This is a genomic window from Streptomyces sp. NPDC050418 (assembly GCF_044458745.1).
Lineage (GTDB): Bacteria > Actinomycetota > Actinomycetes > Streptomycetales > Streptomycetaceae > Streptomyces.
This window is the reverse complement of the sequence record NZ_JBITIG010000016.1, coordinates 47,183-65,288: the sequence shown is the minus strand read 5'-3', so window position 1 is coordinate 65,288 and position 18,106 is coordinate 47,183. Positions and strand designations below refer to the sequence as shown.

The window sequence follows — 18,106 nt, the reverse complement described above, 5'->3', positions numbered from 1 at the left end:
CAACTAGGGTGCGGCGCAAGCGTTCCCGGTACCCGAAGCCAAACAGCCCACCGGCATTGCGATGTCGGTGGCGGGTGCCACAGTGGGGGAGTGAGCAAAGCCGTCGCAGGACGAAGGGGGTGACGTCCGGCCGTGTCCGGAACCGGTATGGGTGGTGAGCGGGGCGCAGGAGGAGCACGCGCCCGGGCGCTCGCCGTCCTGCGCATCCGCAGCAGGGCGCTGGCGGTGGCGCTGCTGCCCGCCGCGGTGGCCGTCGTGCTGCTCGCGGGCGGGGTCACGGGCCGTCTGAGCGGCGGAAGTTGGGATCTGGCGCGCTGGATCACCGGCGCTGTCGCCGTCGTCGTGCTGCTCGCGGCGGGCGTCGTCGGCCTGTTCGTGGCCCGCTCGAAGCCGGCCCTCAGCCCCACGGTCCCGCTCACCGAGGCCTCCGCCCCGGACCTCTACCGCCTGGTGCGCGACCTGGCCGACCGGCTCGACGTCCCCGCACCCTCGGCGATAGCGCTCACCCCGGACTGCGACAGCTGGCTGGAGGACCGCACCCACCGCGCCCACGCCCCACCCCGCCCGGGCCCGCTCCGCCGTACGTTCGCGGTCATACGCGGGCGTCGTACGGCCGAGCGCGAGCGACAGCTCTCAGGCGTACGGGGAGACGAGACCACCGCGATACGGGGGGACGGGGGCGCGACGGCCGCACGGCGGGACGATGCCGCGGCCGCACGAGGGGACCTCATGTCCGCCCGAGCGGACCTCCCATCCGCACGGGGCGATGTCACGTCCGTGCGAGGGGACACCACGTCCGTACGGGGCGATGCGCACGGCATGCGCGGCGGGGACACCGTCTCCGCGCGGCGGGACGCCGCCGAGGCGGGACCGGCCGCACCGGTCGCCCCCGTCCTCGTGATCGGCTCCCCCTTCCTGTGGTGGATGCGCGTCGCCGAGCTGCGCGCGCTCCTCGCACCGGTCGTCGCCGGTACGGGGCCCTCCGCCCACCCCGACATAGCCGCCGCCCGCCGCTTCGTGCGCGGGCTCGACGCCGCGGTCGCCGTCACCGAGCGGTCAGGCGGCGGCACTCTGACGCGCCCGGTCCTCGCCGGGGTCGGCCGGGTCGCACGGCTGATGCTGCGCGCCTGCCGCGGGCACGCCGCGGAGATGGAGCGCGGCGTCGCGGCCGCCGCCGCGGACCGCGCGCAGACGGTGGACTACGGGCTGCGGATCGTCGCCCAGGAGCAGGTCGGTCTGGCGTACGCGGGCTGGGACCGGCTGCTCACCAAGGTCGCGCTGCCCGCCTGGCGCATGGGGCGCTGGCCCTCCCGGCTCGACGCCGGGGTGGTGGCCGCGCTCACCGAGCTCTCCCGCCGCGACCGCCTCGCCGAGGGCTTCGCCTCCCGGCTCGGGGAACGGCCCGCCTGCGATCTCCTGGAGGAGCCCGGCGCGATGGACGAGGCGGCCTCACTGCTCGCGGCCCGGCTGTTCCACGGGGAGCAGGGCGCGGACTGGGCGCCGGTCGACTGGCAGGACTATCCGGAGGAGATCGTCGACCGCAAGTGGCGCACGGACGCGGCCCGTCTGCACCGCGCGCTCGACACCCTGGGCGTCGGCCGGGCCACCGCACCGGACATGGACCCACAGGCACCGACCCTCGCACGGGTGATGGAACATCTGTCGACGGTGACGTACGGCGAGGGCGATGACGACGGTGGGCGCGCCGAAGCCGACGTGGACGAGCGGGAGTTGGGCTCGGACGGCTCGCACCCGAAGTCCCCCACCACCCCACCCGAAGACCCCGACCACCTCCCCGTCGTCCCCCGTCGGCTCGAAGAGGGCGGCGACCCCGCCGAGCCCTCCGCCCTCGCGCCCCGCAGCGAGCAGCTCGCCGCGCTGCTCAGCGTCGCGCTGTCCCGCGAGGAGAGCGCCGCCCCCGCACCGCAGCCGCCGGCGCTGGAGGGCGCGGCCTGGGACGACGCGCTGCTGCCGCTGTTCCCGATGCAGCCGCCGCGCTCCGGACGGGAGTTGCTGGCCGATCACGTCACCGCGATGGTCTGCTGCGCGGCCGTCGACACCGCGGGTGCCGCGCCCGGCCTCGACTGGCTGGACGGCCCGACCCTGCTTGTCTCCGGCGTCCGCACGGACGGCCTCGCGGCCCGTGTCCTGAGCCTCGTCGAGGACGGCGATCCGGAGCCCTTGCACGGCTGGCTCGCGGGCCTCGGCGTCCGGGCGGAGAAGCCCGTCCGTCTGGTGTGAGGGCCGTCGGGCCGGTCCAAGTACCGGAGCGCCGCGTTCCGTTCACGTCAATTCACGACGAACGGTGACGGGATGCATGCGTAATGTGATGTGCTGGTTCCGGCCGGACAGCACCGGATGACATCAGGCCACCGACACAGGCCACCGACACCGGCCCACCGGCACGGGACACCACAACCCGCAAGCAGGACACAGGGCATCGCACACCAGACGCAGCACCGGGGGACGAGGGAGGGGAGCAGCATGGGCAACGGCAGAGCGCCGAAAAGCACCACACCCGGGGCGGGAGCGCCGATCAGGCGCTGGGAGTCCGGCGCCCTGGCCCACGCGGTGAGCGACCCCTTCGGCCAGGGTCCGCTCCCGTGGCTGCGCGGCAGCGAGCACTACTTCGACGACACCGGCCAGGTCGTCCCCTGGTACCTCGACCACGCCCCGGCCCCCGGCGCCCGTATCCCCGCGCCCCGCAGCACCACGGGCCCGCGCACGGCCGACGACGTGCATCAGCAGATCAAGGGATTCACCTCTACGGGTGCCGCCGCCCCCGGCGAATCCATCGATTTCCACATCACGGTGGACCCGCCGCAGCAGTTCGCCGTCGACATCTACCGCATCGGCCACTACGGCGGTGACGGCGCCGCGAAGATCACCACGAGCCCGCGGCTCTCCGGCATCGTCCAGCCGCCCCCGCTCGCCGCCGACCGCACGGTCTCCTGCCACCACTGGTGGCTCTCCTGGCGGCTGCAGATCCCGAGCTACTGGAACACGGGCGCGTACGTGGCGGTCCTGACGACCACCGACGGCTACCGCTCGCACATCCCGTTCACGGTCCGCGACGACCGCCCGGCCGATCTGCTGCTCCTGCTGCCCGACGTGACATGGCAGGCGTACAACCTCTACCCGGAGGACGGGCGTACGGGCGCCAGCCTCTACCACGCGTGGGACGAGAACGGCTCGCTGCTCGGCGAGGGCGACGCCGCGATCACGGTCTCCTTCGACCGCCCGTACGCGGGCGCGGGCCTGCCCCTCCACGTGGGCCACGCCTACGATTTCATCCGCTGGGCCGAGCGGTACGGGTACGACCTCGCGTACGCCGATACGCGCGACCTGCACGCCGGCCGCGTGGACCCGACGCGCTACCGCGGCCTGGTCTTCCCGGGCCACGACGAGTACTGGTCGGTGCCCATGCGCCGTACCACCGAGCAGGCCCGCGACTGCGGCACCTCGCTCGTCTTCCTCTCCGCCAACACCATGTACTGGCAGGTGGAGTTGAGCCCCTCGCCCTCCGGAGTACCCGACCGCCTCCTCACCTGCCGCAAGCGCCGCGGCCCAGGCCGCGCGGCGCTGTGGCGCGAAGTGGACCGCGCGGAACAGCAGTTGATGGGCATTCAGTACGCGGGCCGTGTACCGGAGCCGTCCCCGCTCGTCGTCCGCAATGCGGAGCACTGGCTGTGGGACGCGACCGGGGCGCACGAGGGCGACGAGATCGAGGGCCTTGTCGCGGGCGAGGCCGACCGCTACTACCCGCGCACCCAGCTCCCCGAGCACCAGAGCCGCATCCTGCTCGCGCACTCGCCGTACGAGGACGGTGACGGGGCGCGGCGCCACCAGGAGACCTCGCTGTACCGGGCACCCTCGGGCGCCCTCGTCTTCGCCTCGGGCACCTTCGCATGGTCCCCGGCGCTTGACCGGCCGGGGCATGTGGACACCCGTATCCAGCGGGCGACCGCCAATCTCCTGGACCGCATCTGCAAGCGTGACTGACCGCGCGCCGTGAACGCGTGGTCAATGCACCCTCCGCCATGGGCGAGAATCGGACCGCTGGCCGAAACGACGGGGAGGAACCATGCCCGGATTCGTAGAAAAGCCCGAGCCGATCGAGGTGCCGGGCCTGGTGCACCTGCACACCGGCAAGGTGCGTGACCTGTACCGGAACAAAGCCGGCGACCTCGTCATGGTCGCCAGTAACCGCACCTCCGCCATGGACTGGGTGCTGCCCACGGAGATCCCCGACAAGGGCCGCATCCTCACGCAGCTGTCCCTGTGGTGGTTCGACCAGCTCGCGGACCTCGTCCCCAACCACGTCCTGTCGACCGAGGTCCCGGCCGGGGCTCCCGCCGACTGGGCCGGCCGCGTCCTCATCTGCAAGTCGCTGCGGATGGTCCCGGTGGAATGCGTCGCCCGCGGCTATCTCACGGGCTCCGGCCTCGTCGAGTACGAGGAGTCCCGCACGGTCTGCGGCCTCGCGCTCCCCGAGGGCCTTGTCGACGGCTCCGAGCTGCCCGCGCCGATCTTCACGCCCGCGATGAAGGCCGAGGTCGGCGAGCACGACGAGAACGTCTCGTACGAGGAAGTGGCCCGCGAGGTCGGCGCCGAGACCGCCGCCCAGCTGCGCCAGACGACCCTCGCGATCTACGGCCGCGCCCGCGACATCGCCCGCGACCGGGGCATCATCCTCGCGGACACCAAGTTCGAGTTCGGCTTCGAGGGCGACACGCTCGTCCTCGCCGACGAGGTCCTCACCCCGGACTCGTCGCGCTTCTGGCCCGCCGGCCAGTGGCAGCCCGGCCGGACCCAGCCGTCCTTCGACAAGCAGATCATCCGGAACTGGCTGAAGTCCGACGAGGCCGGCTGGGTCCGCCAGGGCCCCGACGGCGAGAACCCGCCCCCGCCGCTCTCCGACGCGATCGTCGAGCGCACCCGCTCGCGCTACATCGAGGCGTACGAGCTGCTCACCGGCACCGCCTGGTAGAGCCGCGGACACGAATAAGGCCCCCGGCGGTGACCGGGGGCCTTATCGATGTGGAGCGAACGACGAGGTTCGAACTCGCGACCTCAACCTTGGCAAGGTTGCGCTCTACCAACTGAGCTACGTTCGCACTGCGCGTGGCGTCCGGGCTGTGCCGTCTGCCGTAGTGCGCAGCCCACTATACCCAACCGCGCTCGCGCGCGAGACGCACCGCCGCGTGACGGTTCTCGACCCCGAGCTTGGACACGGCCGACGACAGATAGTTGCGTACGGTGCCGGGCGAGAGCGCGGCCCGCTCGGCGATCTCCGAGACCGGCGCCCCGTCCGCGGCGAGTTCGAGCACCTCGGCCTCCCGCGCGGTGAGCGGCGAATCGCCCGCGGAGATCGCGTCGGCCGCCAACTCCGGGTCCACATAGCGGTTTCCGGCGTGGACGGTCCGGATGATCTCCGCGAGCCGCTGCGCGCTCACCGTCTTCGGCACGAACCCGCGCACACCCGCCTCCAGCGCCCGCTTGAGGTGCCCGGGCCGGCCGTGGCTCGTCACGATCATGGTCTGGCAGGACGGCAGTTCACGCCGGATCGATGTGGCCACGCTCACACCGTCGGCGCCCGGCATCTGAAGATCCAGTACGGCGACGTCGGGCCGGTGCGCGAGCACCATCGCGAGCGCCTCGGGCCCGGACGCCGCCTCCGCGACGACGGTGAGATCGTCCTCCAGGGCGAGCAGCGCGGCCAGCGCCCCGCGGATCAGATGCTCGTCATCGGCGAGCAGCACGCGCAGGGACGGCGTGGGCGTCGTCATCGTGCGACCTCGTTCTCACTCGTACGGGGACCCTCATCGTTGCGCCGGACTTCTTTCGTGGGCACTCGCAACGGCACCTGAGCAACCAGCCGGAACATCCCGTCCCCGGCCGGACCCGCCGTCAGCCGCCCGCCGAGCACCGCGAGGCGCTCCCGCAGACCGGCGAGCCCCGAGCCGCCCGGCCCGGGACCGCCCGGGGACGCGTCGCCCGTACCGCCCGCGGACTCCGCACCCGCCCCGTCGTTCTCGACGGTCAGGACGGCCCGTCCGTCCGCCACCGCCAGCGTGATCGCACAGCGGCTCGCGTCCCCGTGCCGCAGCACGTTGGTGGCGGCCTCGCGCACCACCCAGCCGAGCGCCGCGTGCGCGGGCGTCGGCAGGGTCTCCGCCGCGTCGGCGCCGCTCACCGTGCAGTCGATGCCCGCCGCGCTCAAGACGGCCTGTGCACCGGCGAGTTCGGAGCCGAGGCTCGCCTCGCGATAGCCGCGTACGACCTCCTGGATCTCACGCTGCGACTCCTGGGCGATGCGCTGCACCTCGATCATCTGGTCCACGGCCTCGGGACGGCCGCGGTGCGCGAGCTGCACCGCGAGCTCGCTCTTCAGCGCGATCACCGCGAGATTGCGGCCCATCACGTCATGCAGATCCCGCCCGAACCGCAGCCGCTCCTCGGCGACCGCGAGCCGTGCCTGCGCCTCGCGCCCCTGCTCGGCCTGCCACATCACGCCGAGGCTCCAGGCGCTGCAGCGGACACTGGCGAGACAGAGCAGGGCGCCGCCGTACACACCGAGCGCGACGGCGATCAGCGTGCCGCCGCGCAGCCCGGTCGCCGCGGCCGCGCCCATGACGACGGCGGCGCCGAGCAGCGCCCGTACGTTGTACGTGCGGACCGGCAGGGTCAGACAGCGCTCCAGGCAGTACGGGATCACCGCGAACAGCGAGAAGAAGACGGTGAGACTCGGACGGGTGTCGGAGGCGGTCTTCTGCACCGCTATGCCGAGCGCGAGCGTGGCGATCATCAGCGCCCCCGCGTACAGGCGCAGGCGCTTGGATACGGCCCCGCGCCCCAGGTACGCGTCGAAGGCCTGCGGCAGCAGCCTGCTCGCGACCACGCACTGGTCCGCACCGGAGCACAGCAGGAGCACCGCGAGCGTCACGACGAGCGGCGGCTCGTCGTACAGCGCCACGAGCGGCAGCACCAGCCAGGACAGATAGAAGAACCAGGCCATCGCGCGGACGATGGACAGCGACTGGAACTCCATGCGCTCCACATGACTGCGCTCGTCCCAGACGCGTCTGCGCCACCGCCGGTACCGCTCCAGCACGTTCACGCTCTCCTGCCTTCCCGCTCGGCCCCGGTGCCCCGCGGGCTCAGCGCCGCGGCTCCCAGCGGAACCACCGCCGTACAGCAAACACCGCCACCACGATCCAGGCCACCGCCACGACCAGCGCCGACAGGGTGTCGCCGGCGGAGAGGGTGCCGGTCCAGCCGCCGCGTACGAGCGTCATCACGGGGGAGAGCGGCAGCAGTTCGAGGACGTTCGCGAGCTTGTCGGGGAAGATCTCGAACGGCATGACCATGCCCGAGCCGATCATCGAGACGAACACGAACGGCAGCGCCATGACCTGCGCCCCTTCGGCCGTCCTGCTGAGCGCGGCGGTCACGGCCGCGATGGCGACGCACAGGACGAGCCCCAACAGGACCCCGAGCACCGCCAGATGGACGGCCTTCGGCGCCGCGAGCCCCAGCAGCGGCGTCGCGACGGCGCCCACGACCACGCTCTGCGCGATGCCGATGAGCACGGACGGCAGCGCGGCCCCGGCGAGGATCTCCAGGTCGCGCAGCTCCCCGGTGCGCAGCCGCTTGAAGACCAGCTCCTCGCGGCGGACGACGTAGATGTTGACGAGGGCGCTGTAGACCGCGAAGAGCAGCGAGAAGCCGATCGCCGCGGGCAGCAGCATCTGCCCCATGCTCAGTCCGGCCTTGTCGAGTACGTCGCCCTTGACGGAGGCCTGCACGCTGAACGGCAGGATCAGCGGGACGACGAGGGCGGTCACGAGCACGCCCTTGTTCCGCGTCAGAAGTGTCAGTTCGGCCCGCGCGAGCGATCCGAGCCGGCCCGCGGGGGTGGTCGTCCGTGCGGGTGCGGTGGTGGTGCTCATGCCACGGTCTCCTTCGTACGTACGGCGTCGGCGCCGCTCTCCGCGCCGCGCGCCTCGCGGGCGATCTGCAGGAAGGCCTCCTCCAGGGAGGCGGAGCGGACATCGAGCCCGCGCAGTTCGATGCCCTGCTGCTGGGCCCAGACGAGAAGTCCGGTGGCGGCCCGCTGCAGCTCGTGGGTGTGCAGTTTCACGGTCCGCCCCTCCAGCGCGTGCCCGGTGATCCCGAGCCCGGTGAGCGGCGGCAGATCGCCCACGAAGTAGCCGTCGGGCAGCTCGAAGGCGATCCGCGAGGGCTGGGCCGCGGTCACCTCGGCCGGGGTGCCGGTCGCGGCGATCCGGCCCTCGTGCAGGATCGCGAGCCGCTCGGCGAGCGACTCGGCCTCCTCCAGGTAGTGCGTGGTCAGCAGCACGGTGGTGCCGGAGTCGCGCAGGCCGCGCACCAACTCCCAGGTCTCGGCGCGCCCTTCGGCGTCCAGACCGGTGGTCGGCTCGTCGAGGAAGAGCACCTCGGGCCGTCCAAGGAGCGCGAGCGCCAGGTCGAGGCGCCGCTTCTCACCCCCGGACAACTGCTTCACCCGGACGTTCGCCCGCTTGCTCAGACCGACGATCTCCAGGGCCTCGCCGAGCGGCCGCGCGCCGCTCGTGCTGCCCGCCCACATCCGTACGGTCTCCGCGACGGTCAGCTCGGCGGGAAAGCCGCCTTCCTGCAGCATCACGCCGATCCGCGGGCGCACGGCGGTGCGTTCGGTGTACGGGTCGTGGCCGAGGATCCGGATCCGGCCCGCGGTGGGGCGGGCGAGGCCTTCGAGGAGCTCGACGGTGGAGGTCTTGCCCGCACCGTTGGTGCCGAGCAGGGCGAACAGCTCGCCCTTGCCGACGCTGAACGAGATCCCCCGTACCGCCTCGAAGCCGCCCGTGTAGGTGCGCCGCAGATCAGTGACGTCGATCACGCGTTCTTCGGTGGTGGTGTTCATGCCTCAAGCTTCCCCGCGATCAAGGGCCGGGGGCAGTGCGGGCCGTCATGAGCCGGGGTGACAGCTCTCACGGGTGCGTATGACACCTGTCATGAGGAAGAGGTCCCGCAAACGCCGAAAGCCCCCGGTTTCCCGGGGGCTTTCGCTATGGAGCGAACGACGAGGTTCGAACTCGCGACCTCAACCTTGGCAAGGTTGCGCTCTACCAACTGAGCTACGTTCGCACAGCATCCGACCAGCTCTCACCGGGCGGCGCTGATACAAGACTACCTGATCCACAAGAGTGGTCGGAGCCCTGTATCGGAGCGGGTGACAGGAATTGCACACTGCGCCTCCCCCCTGGAAGGGGGGTGTTCTACTACTGAACTACACCCGCGCGTCCTCCGCGGCTTCCGGTTTCCCGTGCCCCGCGGCGCGCTCCAGACTCTAGCCGACCTGCGGGGGTGCAATGCAAGTCGGTTGCGGCGAGGGCTTCGTGGAGTCCCCCGCCGGTGACCCTTCCGCACCCCGGCGGCCCCGGTCAGTTCGCGGCTTCGAACGCCTCGTAGACCTTCTTCGGGATGCGGCCGCGCGCCGGCACGTCCATCTTGTGGGACCGCGCCCAGGCCCTGACCGCCGCCGGGTCCGCCGCCACCGCGGTGTGCTTCACAGTCCGGCCCGCCTTGGCCGCCGAGCGTCCCGCCTGCTTGCGGCCTGCCTCCAAGTACGGCGCGAGCGTCTTGCGCAGTTTCTTGGCATTGGTTTGATTCAGATCGATCTCGTACGACTTGCCGTCAAGACCGAAGGCGACCGTTTCCGCCGCTTCTGAGCCGTCGATGTCGTCGAAGAGAGTGACCACGACACGCTGCGCCACGAATATCGGTCCTTTCCTGCGGAATCACCGCCCGGCCGCCGGTCCGGCAGATGTGTGTGTCTGCCACGTACCACCGGCACCCTGCGATGTGGCCATTATCGGCCTATCGTCCGGCTATTGCTTTTTGCCCGCGAATCCGCCGGCGAATCCTTTGTATCGTGCCTGGCATTGCATTGGGAAGACCGACTAAATCTCTCCGCGTGTCCGGGCGCAATGGGTGGCTGCAGGTTTCTTGTGCGGTTTCCCGGAATTTTCCCTGCCCATTGCTCGCGAACTGCCTGGTGATCACCGTAAAAGTGAGCGCGCTCACGTAGGAACCTACGAGTCTACGCGGGTAGAAATTTACGTCGGATACGCTGAACCCACCAGCTCAGCATCGTGCTGGAGCCACCTGCTCAGCACCACACCCCGGGAGTGCCAGTGGCACGCGTCGTAGTCGACGTCATGCTCAAGCCGGAGATCCTCGACCCGCAGGGACAGGCCGTGCAGCGTGCACTGCCGCGCCTCGGATTCGACGGGATCGCGGACGTACGTCAGGGCAAGCGTTTCGAGCTCGAAGTCGACGGACCCGTCGACGAGGCCGCGCTCGCCCGTATCCATGAAATGGCGGAGAGCTTCCTCGCCAACACCGTCATCGAGGACTTCACCGTGAAGGTGGAGGAGTCGAAGTGACCGCTCGTATCGGCGTAGTCACCTTCCCCGGTTCCCTGGACGACAGGGACACCCAGCGCGCGATCCGGCTCGCCGGCGCGGAGCCGGTGGCCCTGTGGCACAAGGACAAGGACCTGCACCAGGTCGACGCGGTCGTGCTGCCCGGCGGTTTCTCCTATGGCGACTATCTGCGGGCGGGCGCCATCTCGCGCTTCTCGCCGGTCATGGAGACCGTGATCGAGCAGGCGAAGGCGGGGATGCCGGTCCTCGGCATCTGCAACGGCTTCCAGGTCCTCACCGAGGCGCACCTGCTGCCCGGCGCGATGCTCGGCAACGACCATCTGCACTTCATCTGCCGCGACCAGAAGCTGCGGGTGGAGAACGCGGACACCGCCTGGACCGCCGATTACGAGGCGGGCCAGGAGATCCACATCCCGCTGAAGAACATGGACGGGCGGTACGTCGCCGACGAGCGCACGCTCGACATGCTGGAGGCCGAAGGCCGCGTCGTCTTCCGGTACCAGGACTTCAACCCGAACGGTTCGCTCCGTGACATCGCGGGCGTCACCAACGAGGCGGGCAACGTCGTCGGTCTGATGCCGCACCCGGAGCACGCCGTCGAGCCCCTCATCGGGTCCGGCCGCACCGACGGCCTCCCGTTCTTCACCTCGATCCTCAAGAAGCTGGTCAGCGCCGCATGAGCCTCGACACCGTAGAGAACGCCGCCAAGACCCCCGACGTCGAGCTGCCCTGGGCCGAACTCGGTCTGAAGAAGGACGAGTACGAGCGGGTCGTGGAGATCCTCGGCCGCCGCCCGACCGGCGCCGAGCTCGCCATGTACTCGGTCATGTGGTCCGAGCACTGCTCGTACAAGAGCTCCAAGGTCCATCTGCGCCAGTTCGGCGAGAAGGCCCCGCAGTCCGACGCCATGCTCGTCGGCATCGGCGAGAACGCCGGTGTCGTCGACGTCGGCCAGGGCTACGCGGTCACCTTCAAGGTGGAGTCGCACAACCACCCGTCGTACGTCGAGCCCTACCAGGGCGCGGCCACCGGCGTCGGCGGCATCGTGCGCGACATCATCGCGATGGGCGCCCGCCCGGTCGCCGTCGTCGACCCGCTGCGCATGGGCGCCGCCGACCACCCCGACACGCGGCGTGTGCTGCCGGGCGTCGTCGCCGGCATCGGCGGCTACGGCAACTGCCTGGGCCTGCCGAACATCGGCGGCGAGGTCGTCTTCGACGCCTGCTACCAGGGCAACCCGCTGGTCAACGCCGGTGCCATCGGCGTCATGCGGCACGAGGACATCCACCTCGCGAAGGCGTCCGGCGCGGGCAACAAGGTCATCATGTACGGCGCCCGTACGGGCGGTGACGGCATCGGCGGCGCCTCGATCCTGGCCTCCGAGACCTTCGACGACGCCAAGCCGTCCAAGCGTCCGGCCGTGCAGGTCGGCGACCCCTTCCAGGAGAAGCTGCTCATCGAGTGCACCCTGGAGGCCTTCGCCGAGAAGCTCGTCGTCGGCATCCAGGACCTGGGCGCCGCGGGCATCTCCTGCGCCACCAGTGAGCTGGCCTCCAACGGTTCGGGCGGTATGCGCGTCGAGCTCGACGACGTACCGCTGCGCGACTCCACGCTCTCTCCTGAGGAGATCCTCATGAGCGAGTCGCAGGAGCGCATGTGCGCGGTGGTCGAGCCCTCGAAGGTCGACCGTTTCCTGGAGATCTGCGAGAAGTGGGACGTCATCGCCACCGTCATCGGTGAGGTGACCGACGGCGACCGCCTGGAGATCTTCTGGCACGGCGAGAAGATCGTCGACGTCGACCCGCGCACGGTCGCGCACGACGGTCCCGTCTACGAGCGTCCGTACGCCCGTCCCGAGTGGCAGGACGCGCTGCAGGCGGACGACGCCGACAAGCTGGCCCGGCCCGCGTCGGGTGACGAGCTGAAGCAGCAGGTCCTCGCGCTCGTCGCGTCGCCGAACCAGGCGTCGAAGAAGTGGATCACCCAGCAGTACGACCACTTCGTGCAGGGCAACACCGTCCTCGCGCAGCCCGAGGACTCGGGCATGATCCGCATCGACGAGGAGTCCGGCCTGGGCGTCGCCATCGCGACGGACGGCAACGGGCGCTTCGCGAAGCTGGACCCGTACACCGGCGCGCAGCTCGCGCTCGCGGAGGCGTACCGCAATGTGGCGACGACCGGTGCGAAGCCGCTCGCCGTCTCCGACTGCCTGAACTTCGGCTCGCCCGAGGACCCGGCCGTCATGTGGCAGTTCGCCGAGGCCGTCCGCGGTCTCGCCGACGGCTGTCTGCAGCTCGGCACCCCGGTGACCGGCGGCAACGTCTCGCTGTACAACCAGACCGGTGAGGCCGCGATCCACCCGACCCCGGTCGTGGCGGTCCTCGGTGTCATCGACGACGTGGCCCGGCGCACGCCGGTCGCCTTCAAGGAAGAGGGCCAGCTCCTCTACCTGCTCGGTGACACCCGCGAGGAGTTCGGTGGTTCGGCCTGGTCGCAGGTCGTCCACGACCACCTCGGCGGTATGCCCCCGAAGGTCGACCTGGAGCGCGAGCGCCTGCTCGGCGAGATCCTGATCTCCGGCTCGCGCGACGGCATGATCGACGCCGCGCACGACCTGTCCGACGGCGGTCTGATCCAGGCCGTGGTCGAGTCGGCGGTGCTCGGCGGCAAGGGCGCGCGCCTTGTCGTCCCGGACGGCCTGGACGCGTTCACCCTCTGCTTCTCGGAGTCGGCGGGCCGCGCGGTCGTCGCCGTCCCGCGCAGCGAGGAGCTCCGCTTCACCGACATGTGCGGTGCGCGGGGGCTGCCCGTGACGCGGATCGGTGTCGTCGACGGTGACGCGGTCGAGCTGCAGGGCGAGTTCAGCATCCCGCTGAGTGAGCTGCGCTCGGCGCATGAGGGGACGATTCCGGGGCTGTTCGCCTGAGGCTTGTTCGCTGTCCGTTTCGGCCCCGCCCGGTTGCTCGGGGCGGGGCCGAAGGCGGTTTTTTCCCCACCCCGCCCCTTCCCGAAACCGGGGGCGCTGCCCCCGGACCCCCTCATCCGAACTTCGTTCGGATCTGCTCAAACGCCGCAGGGGCTGAAAGATAGGCTCCGCCCATGCCGCCCAAGCCCCGCCCCCGTACGTACGACCCTGCCAAGACCCGTGCCGCCGTCTTCGCCCAGTTCGCTCATGTACGAGAAGCCGTACGCGGCCTGACGGGCGAGCAGTTGGCGCGGCCCACGGACCTCGCGCCGTGGTCCGTACGGGAGCTGGCCGCGCATATCGGGATGGCGATGTACGCGGTCGTACGGGCGCTGGAGGCCGAGGAGCCGAGGAAGGCCGAGCTGGGCCTCGACCGCTACGCGGGGAGCTCGGCCCCGTACGCCGGGGCCATCGCCGAGACCGTGCAGGCCCTCGCCGAGGAGCACCCCGATCTCGACGCCTGGTACGGGGAGATCGAGGAGCGGATCCGTACGCTGCTTGACGCCGCGCCCGCCGGACGGCTCGTCCGGATGCGTGTCGGCGCCATGAGCCTGGACGACTTCATGGTCACGCGGACCGTCGAACTCATCGTCCACACCGACGACTTGAACCGCGCGGCAGGCATCGACATCCCCCTGCACCGCCACGCCCTCGCGACCTGCACCCGCTTCCTCGCCGACGCGCTGGCGAGCAACGCGCCGGGGGCGTCCACGGAGGTGCGGATCCCGCCGTACGCCGTCGTGCAGTGCATCGAGGGCCCGAGGCACACGCGCGGCACCCCGCCCAATGTGGTCGAGACGGACCCGCTGACCTGGGTGCGGCTTGCCACCGGGCGTACGGCGTGGAGCGAGGCCCTGGACGCGGCGAAGGTCAGCGCGAGCGGGGAGCGGGCCGATCTGTCCGGGCTGCTGCCCGTGCTGACCTGAGAGCTGGGACCGGGGAGGGAACCGGTCACCCCACCTCTTCCGTCACACCGGCATGCGATACCAGCGAGCAGCACACAAGGCAGTGATCGGTTCCGTCGCCGCGGTCGGCGCGCTCGGACTGCTCACCGCCTGCGGTGAGAAGCCGGCCACGGGGGGCGGCGCGGGGGCGGGCCGGGCCGCCGCCACGTCCGGGCACGATCTGCCGGATCTGACCGGCGTCCAGTGGGGCGTCGAGAGCCTCACGGTCGACGGCAAGAAGGCGGCACCGCCGCGCGACGGCGCGTACTTCGAGATCAAGAAGGACGGCACTGTCCAGGGGACCTTCGGCTGCAACTCGTTCTCCGGGAAGGTCGATCTCGCCGGGGACGCGCTGAAGGTCGGGATGCTCGCGCGGACCGAGATGTACTGCGGGGACGACTTCGAGGAGCGCGCCTTCTCCGTCTTCGAGGGCGAGCTGAAGGCCCGGATGGCAGGCGAGAAGGTGAAACTGACCGCTCCCGGGGGCGACTTCATCACGCTCGGCAAGGTCGAGCCCGTCCCGCTGACCGGCACCAAGTGGCAGGTCACGGCGGTGCTCTCGGGCGATACGGCGGCCTCGCTGCCCAAGGACGCCAAGGCCCATCTGACCTTCGGCAAGGACGGCAAGGTCACCGGGAGCCTCGGCTGCAACACCGTCAACGCGACCGCGAAGGTCCGCGACGACGGCACGATCGCACTGGGTCCCGCCGGCACCACGCGCAAGATGTGCCCGGACGACGTGATGCGGACCGAGCGCGCGCTCCTGAAGCTCTTCGACGGCGAGGTCACGTACAAGGTCACGCACCGCGTGCTCACCCTGACCGGCACCGACAGCGGCAGCGGCAAGGGCGGGGACGGGACGACCGGGCTGAGCGCCACCGGTTGATGGTGATTTCGAGCACTTGGGGCGGCCGCGCAAGGCCGGGCCGCCCCAGTGCCCGGGCGGAATCCGGGCCTCACTCACGGGGGACCTTCCGTACGTTCGTACGAAGATCCAGGGGTACCGCATTCGGAGCATGGGTCGATCTCGCCTACACTCGGTGGCGTGCCACGTGGTGACGGACGACTCAGCCACGACCTGCTCCCCGGCGAGAAAGGCCCCCAGGACGCTTGCGGCGTCTTCGGTGTCTGGGCTCCCGGCGAAGAGGTCGCGAAACTTACCTACTTCGGGCTTTACGCCCTCCAACACCGGGGCCAGGAATCCGCGGGAATCGCGGTCAGCAATGGCTCCCAGATCCTCGTCTTCAAGGACATGGGCCTCGTGTCCCAGGTCTTCGACGAGACCTCCCTCGGTTCGCTCCAGGGTCATATCGCGGTCGGTCACGCCCGCTATTCGACGACGGGCGCCTCGGTGTGGGAGAACGCCCAGCCGACGTTCCGCGCCACCGCGCACGGCTCGATCGCGCTCGGCCACAACGGCAACCTGGTCAACACGGCCCACCTCGCCGAGCTGGTCGCCGAACTGCCCCAGGACCACAGCAGCCGCTCCGTCAAGGTCGCCGCGACCAACGACACCGACCTGGTCACCGCGCTCCTCGCGGGCCAGCAGGACGACGACGGCAAGCCGCTGACCATAGAGGACGCGGCCGCCAAGGTCCTGCCCGAGGTCCGTGGCGCGTTCTCACTCGTCTTCATGGACGAGGGCACGCTGTACGCGGCCCGCGACCCGCAGGGCATCCGCCCGCTGGTCCTCGGCCGCCTGGAGCGCGGCTGGGTCGTGGCCTCCGAGTCCGCCGCCCTCGACATCTGCGGCGCCGCGTACGTCCGTGAGGTCGAGCCCGGCGAGATGATCGCCATCGACGAGAACGGGCTGCGCACCTCCCGCTTCGCCGAGGCCAAGCCCAAGGGCTGCGTCTTCGAGTACGTCTACCTCGCGCGCCCCGACACCGACATCGCCGGCCGCAATGTGTACCTCTCCCGCGTGGAGATGGGCCGCAAGCTCGCCAAGGAAGCGCCGGTCGACGCCGACCTGGTCATAGCGACGCCCGAGTCCGGCACCCCTGCCGCGATCGGCTACGCCGAGGCCAGCGGCATCCCGTACGGCTCCGGTCTGGTGAAGAACGCCTACGTCGGCCGCACCTTCATCCAGCCCTCGCAGACGATCCGCCAGCTCGGCATCCGTCTGAAGCTCAACCCGCTCAAGGAAGTCATCAAGGGCAAGCGCCTGGTGGTCGTCGACGACTCGATCGTCCGCGGCAACACCCAGCGCGCCCTGGTCCGTATGCTCCGCGAGGCGGGCGCGGCCGAGGTGCACATCCGTATCTCCTCGCCGCCCGTGAAGTGGCCCTGCTTCTTCGGCATCGACTTCGCGACCCGCGCCGAGCTCATCGCGAACGGCATGACGGTCGACGAGATCGCCACGTCGCTCGGGGCCGACTCCCTCTCGTACATCTCCATCGACGGCATGATCGAGGCGACCACCATCGCCAAGCCGAACCTCTGCCGTGCCTGCTTCGACGGCGAATACCCGATGGAGCTTCCCGACCCCGAACTGCTCGGCAAGCAGCTTCTGGAGACGGAACTGGCGGCGGGCGCCGCCGCCACGGCAGCGACCGACGCGATCCGTCGTCCGTAGCCACCCTTCACCTCTCTCGACCCGAAAGATCCCAGGCAATGTCTGAGACCTCTGTCCCGTCGTCGTCCGGTGCTTCCTACGCCTCCGCGGGCGTCGACATCGAAGCGGGCGACCGCGCCGTCGAGCTGATGAAGGAGTGGGTGAAGAAGACGCAGCGCCCCGAGACCACCGGTCTCGGCGGCCTCGGCGGGTTCGCCGGCCTCTTCGACGCCTCGGCCCTCAAGCGCTTCGACCGCCCGCTGCTCGCCTCGGCGACGGACGGCGTCGGTACGAAGGTCGACATCGCGCGGCAGCTCGGGGTCTACGACACCATCGGCCACGACCTCGTAGCGATGGTCATGGACGACATCGTGGTGTGCGGTGCCGAGCCGCTGTTCATGACCGACTACATCTGCGTCGGCAAGGTCCACCCCGAGCGGGTCGCCGCGATCGTCAAGGGCATCGCCGAGGGCTGTGTCCTCGCCGGCTGCGCCCTCGTCGGCGGCGAGACGGCGGAGCACCCGGGGCTGCTCGGCCCGGACGACTTCGACGTCGCGGGCGCGGGCACGGGCGCCGTGGAGGCGGACCGGGTCCTGGGCGCGGAGCGGATCCGCGAGGGCGACGCGGTCATCGCGATGGCGTCCTCCGGACTTCACTCCAACGGGTACTCGCTCGTCCGTCACGTCCTGTTCGACCGTGCGGGGATGTCCCTCGGCCAGGAGGTGGCCGAGCTCGGCCGCACCCTCGGCGAGGAGCTCCTGGAGCCGACGAAGATCTACTCCCTCGACTGCCTGGCGCTGTTGCGGACGGCCGAGGTGCACGCGTTCAGCCACGTCACGGGAGGCGGTCTCGCCGCCAACCTGGCGCGGGTCATCCCGTCCTCGCTGCACGCCGTCGTGGACCGCTCGACGTGGACGCCGGACCCGATCTTCGATCTGGTCGGCAAGGCGGGCTCCGTGGAGCGCCTGGAGCTGGAGAAGACGCTCAACATGGGCGTCGGCATGATCGCGATCGTTCCGCAGGAGTCGGCGGACGTGGCTGTTCAGGTGCTGGCCGACCGGGGCGTCGAGGCCTGGGTCGCCGGTGAGATCACGGCGCGCGGCTCGCACGCGCTGGGCGCGGAGATGGTGGGCGACTACGCCTCGGCCTGATCACCCTGCACGTACTGCGGCGCCTGCTCCCCGGTGGGGGG

Annotated in this window: 15 protein-coding genes and 3 tRNA genes; 10 read left to right on the top strand and 8 right to left on the bottom strand. The window is 70.7% G+C overall.

The window, feature by feature from the left end; all coding sequences use genetic code 11:
* Positions 1–147 precede the first annotated feature (147 nt).
* From ACIBI4_RS31765 to ACIBI4_RS31755, 3 genes are all read left to right on the top strand, one after another.
* A complete protein-coding gene (locus ACIBI4_RS31765) occupies positions 148–2,241 on the top strand; it encodes a hypothetical protein (RefSeq protein ID WP_399207777.1) in 2,094 nt (697 codons plus the stop codon).
* 243 nt (positions 2,242–2,484) lie between these two features.
* Entirely contained in the window at positions 2,485–4,002 is a 1,518-nt protein-coding gene (locus ACIBI4_RS31760) for a N,N-dimethylformamidase beta subunit family domain-containing protein (RefSeq protein WP_399207640.1), read from the top strand.
* Between the two features lie 82 nt (positions 4,003–4,084).
* Positions 4,085–4,990, top strand: a complete 906-nt coding sequence (locus ACIBI4_RS31755) for a phosphoribosylaminoimidazolesuccinocarboxamide synthase (protein ID WP_399207639.1) — start codon at positions 4,085–4,087, stop codon at positions 4,988–4,990.
* A 51-nt stretch (positions 4,991–5,041) separates the two neighbouring features.
* On the opposite strand, the gene ACIBI4_RS31750 is transcribed toward ACIBI4_RS31755, so the two are convergent.
* From ACIBI4_RS31750 to ACIBI4_RS31715, 8 genes are all read right to left on the bottom strand, one after another.
* Positions 5,042–5,117, bottom strand: a tRNA-Gly gene (locus ACIBI4_RS31750).
* Positions 5,118–5,165: 48 nt separating this feature from the next.
* The gene (locus ACIBI4_RS31745; protein ID WP_399207638.1) at positions 5,166–5,789 is read right to left on the bottom strand and encodes a response regulator; all 624 of its coding nucleotides are present in this window, start codon (positions 5,787–5,789) and stop codon (positions 5,166–5,168) included.
* Positions 5,786–7,120: a sensor histidine kinase gene (locus tag ACIBI4_RS31740; RefSeq protein ID WP_399207637.1), complete on the bottom strand. Its 1,335-nt coding sequence runs from the start codon at positions 7,118–7,120 to the stop codon at positions 5,786–5,788. Before ACIBI4_RS31740 ends, ACIBI4_RS31745 begins: the two co-directional genes overlap by 4 nt.
* Positions 7,121–7,160: 40 nt before the next feature.
* The gene (locus ACIBI4_RS31735; RefSeq protein WP_399207636.1) at positions 7,161–7,952 is read right to left on the bottom strand and encodes an ABC transporter permease; all 792 of its coding nucleotides are present in this window, start codon (positions 7,950–7,952) and stop codon (positions 7,161–7,163) included.
* Positions 7,949–8,926, bottom strand: coding sequence for an ABC transporter ATP-binding protein (locus tag ACIBI4_RS31730; protein ID WP_399207635.1), 978 nt, complete (start codon positions 8,924–8,926; stop codon positions 7,949–7,951). The genes ACIBI4_RS31735 and ACIBI4_RS31730 overlap by 4 nt, the downstream gene beginning before the upstream one ends.
* Positions 8,927–9,074: 148 nt before the next feature.
* Positions 9,075–9,150 (bottom strand) — tRNA-Gly (locus ACIBI4_RS31725).
* Positions 9,151–9,230: 80 nt separating this feature from the next.
* Positions 9,231–9,302: transfer RNA gene (locus ACIBI4_RS31720), tRNA-Gly, on the bottom strand.
* 144 nt (positions 9,303–9,446) lie between these two features.
* Positions 9,447–9,779, bottom strand: coding sequence for an Lsr2 family protein (locus ACIBI4_RS31715; protein WP_399207634.1), 333 nt, complete (start codon positions 9,777–9,779; stop codon positions 9,447–9,449).
* Between the two features lie 414 nt (positions 9,780–10,193).
* Here ACIBI4_RS31715 and purS point away from each other — a divergent pair, with 414 nt between their 5' ends.
* The 7 genes from purS to purM all read left to right on the top strand — a co-directional run bounded on the left by purS (position 10,194) and on the right by purM (position 18,065).
* Positions 10,194–10,451: a phosphoribosylformylglycinamidine synthase subunit PurS gene (gene purS / locus ACIBI4_RS31710; RefSeq protein ID WP_399207633.1), complete on the top strand. Its 258-nt coding sequence runs from the start codon at positions 10,194–10,196 to the stop codon at positions 10,449–10,451.
* Positions 10,448–11,131, top strand: coding sequence for a phosphoribosylformylglycinamidine synthase subunit PurQ (gene purQ, locus ACIBI4_RS31705; RefSeq protein ID WP_399207632.1), 684 nt, complete (start codon positions 10,448–10,450; stop codon positions 11,129–11,131). The genes purS and purQ overlap by 4 nt, the downstream gene beginning before the upstream one ends.
* The gene (gene purL, locus ACIBI4_RS31700) at positions 11,128–13,377 is read left to right on the top strand and encodes a phosphoribosylformylglycinamidine synthase subunit PurL (protein ID WP_399207631.1); all 2,250 of its coding nucleotides are present in this window, start codon (positions 11,128–11,130) and stop codon (positions 13,375–13,377) included. Before purQ ends, purL begins: the two co-directional genes overlap by 4 nt.
* A 173-nt stretch (positions 13,378–13,550) precedes the next feature.
* Positions 13,551–14,342: a sterol carrier family protein gene (locus tag ACIBI4_RS31695; RefSeq protein ID WP_399207630.1), complete on the top strand. Its 792-nt coding sequence runs from the start codon at positions 13,551–13,553 to the stop codon at positions 14,340–14,342.
* An 82-nt stretch (positions 14,343–14,424) separates the two neighbouring features.
* Positions 14,425–15,246: an META domain-containing protein gene (locus ACIBI4_RS31690; RefSeq protein ID WP_399207629.1), complete on the top strand. Its 822-nt coding sequence runs from the start codon at positions 14,425–14,427 to the stop codon at positions 15,244–15,246.
* A gap of 159 nt (positions 15,247–15,405) precedes the next feature.
* Positions 15,406–16,935, top strand: coding sequence for an amidophosphoribosyltransferase (purF, locus tag ACIBI4_RS31685; protein ID WP_399207628.1), 1,530 nt, complete (start codon positions 15,406–15,408; stop codon positions 16,933–16,935).
* Between the two features lie 38 nt (positions 16,936–16,973).
* Positions 16,974–18,065 carry a phosphoribosylformylglycinamidine cyclo-ligase gene (gene purM / locus ACIBI4_RS31680; protein ID WP_399207627.1) on the top strand — a complete coding sequence of 364 codons (1,092 nt, stop codon included), beginning with the start codon at positions 16,974–16,976 and terminating at the stop codon, positions 18,063–18,065.
* Positions 18,066–18,106 lie beyond the last annotated feature (41 nt).

What these genes read in the sequence shown, in the direction of transcription:
- ACIBI4_RS31765 (WP_399207777.1), top strand. Translation starts at nt 148, where the DNA reads ATGGGTGGTGAGCGGGGCGCAGGAGGAGCACGCGCCCGGGCGCTCGCC.
- ACIBI4_RS31760 (WP_399207640.1), top strand. Translation starts at nt 2,485, where the DNA reads ATGGGCAACGGCAGAGCGCCGAAAAGCACCACACCCGGGGCGGGAGCG.
- ACIBI4_RS31755 (WP_399207639.1), top strand. Translation starts at nt 4,085, where the DNA reads ATGCCCGGATTCGTAGAAAAGCCCGAGCCGATCGAGGTGCCGGGCCTG.
- ACIBI4_RS31745 (WP_399207638.1), bottom strand. Translation starts at nt 5,789, where the DNA reads ATGACGACGCCCACGCCGTCCCTGCGCGTGCTGCTCGCCGATGACGAG.
- ACIBI4_RS31735 (WP_399207636.1), bottom strand. Translation starts at nt 7,952, where the DNA reads ATGAGCACCACCACCGCACCCGCACGGACGACCACCCCCGCGGGCCGG.
- ACIBI4_RS31730 (WP_399207635.1), bottom strand. Translation starts at nt 8,926, where the DNA reads ATGAACACCACCACCGAAGAACGCGTGATCGACGTCACTGATCTGCGG.
- purL (WP_399207631.1), top strand. Translation starts at nt 11,128, where the DNA reads ATGAGCCTCGACACCGTAGAGAACGCCGCCAAGACCCCCGACGTCGAG.
- ACIBI4_RS31695 (WP_399207630.1), top strand. Translation starts at nt 13,551, where the DNA reads ATGCCGCCCAAGCCCCGCCCCCGTACGTACGACCCTGCCAAGACCCGT.
- purM (WP_399207627.1), top strand. Translation starts at nt 16,974, where the DNA reads ATGTCTGAGACCTCTGTCCCGTCGTCGTCCGGTGCTTCCTACGCCTCC.